Raw genomic sequence first — 1,656 nt, forward strand, 5'->3', positions numbered from 1 at the left:
ATAGATCGCATCGGGGCGCTGTGTGCCGAAGACCAGATGCACTCGCGACGTACGAGCCTTGCGCGCCATCGATGCCAGCATGTTGAGTACCGGTGGTTCCCTCGGTCCGCCTTTTGGTTTGACCGAGAAGTACCAATCTTCGACATTGCCGCGGAATTCCGCCCACTCGTCGAGGAACACCAGGACCGGTTCGAAGTCCGTTTCCGTTGCCTCGCCCATTTTGATCTTGTCGTAGCGGAACTCCATCAAGTCGCGTGCCCGGTGCACCATCGCAACTTGCTGTTCGATGGACGTGGCGACCACTTGAACATTGGGCCAGTCCTGGAAGCCGAGGAATTCGACGTATTTTCCATCGAGCACCCAGATCGGCCATCCGCGGCGCGAGAAGTTGACCAACAGGTTGTGTGCCGTCACTGTCTTGCCGCTACCGGGAGGTCCGACCAGCATCAGATTCGGATCGATCGCGGGGCGCCACACCACTTCGTTGCCATCTTCGTCGACACCGTATGGGATCTCGACGGAGTCGTAGTTGGCCAACAAATCGACTTCCGGGTCGATGTCCGGGGCGGGCAACCAAATGCTGTCGGGGAACGCGGTGCGTTGCTCGAACGTGACCTCGTCCGTGTGATGGTTCCACTTTGCTCGCCAGCGTCCGGGGAACATCGCATTGATCGCGCGTTCGACACGAGTTCGATAGCCGTCCGAGACGAGCTTCGATCCGATTTCGTGCCGCACCTTCATGGAGGTGACTTCACCTGTCTTGGCATCGACATCGATCGCGGTGACCGTTGCGGTCGGTCCCAGCAGTTGCCCGACGTAGCGTTTTGCACGCGCCACCGCTTCACTGTCGGAGGGCTCTCGTTCCGGTTCCGCCGCGGGTGTGAAGATCAATCGCCGACGGTTGCGGTCGTGTTCTGCGAGGGCGAAGAATCCCCACCCTTGGTCTTCGAAAACCTCGCAGATGTCGTCGACCCATGTGTCGTCGTTGAGCGGTTGCGCCGACTGGTAATAGACAGTGAGTTTTCCCGGCACGCCCGGTGTCCCTCCGCTCCACTTCGATACCGACAACACCGCCCGCGTCGCTTCAGGGAGTCCCATGACAGGGCAGAGCCGTTCGACAACTTCGTCGACGTCGACATCTCGGAGTTGTTTTCTCTTCCCCACAACTCCGGTGTAGACCGCGCCTATCGACAGACCTGCGGCCGCCGGAATGGACAAGGCGGCATACCCGAACAGCGGGGCTGCGGCGCCGACACCCACTGCTGCGCTTCCGAGGCAGAAGCTGTCGCGAACCCAGTTATGCGACCGTGCCGGCAGCGAACTAATGCGTGGGGAACGAGCGAATCGGGCGGGGGCCTTTTCCTGCGCGGGACTCGTCATCGCCGACCCCCGATCACCTGGCGGCGATCGATTCCGGTCTGCATCTGCATGGCGCTCCTCCTGTGGTCGGTCAACCGCGCGCTCGCGCAGCTGCCTCGGATGGTCCTTCTACTCATAGGAAGATCCCGCCGACCGGACCTGAGTGACATCGCGGCGAAAAATCTTCAGAGAAAAATGTCTCTGGACTTTCACTCATGCCAGACCTTCTACCGACGCATCCGGCAGTGCCTTGTATCCGATGCATTACTGAGTGACAGGTTCATGGGAGCCATCCCA

General features: G+C 60.4%; 1 protein-coding gene. It reads right to left on the reverse strand.

The features are described from left to right. A partial coding sequence (locus ACH4F2_RS35995; protein ID WP_398136806.1) for an FtsK/SpoIIIE domain-containing protein occupies nt 1-1,260 on the reverse strand: 1,260 nt, incomplete at its 3' end. Between the last annotated feature and the right edge of the window lie 396 nt (nt 1,261-1,656).

Source organism: Streptomyces sp. NPDC017890, from assembly GCF_044328675.1.
GTDB lineage: Bacteria > Actinomycetota > Actinomycetes > Streptomycetales > Streptomycetaceae > Streptomyces.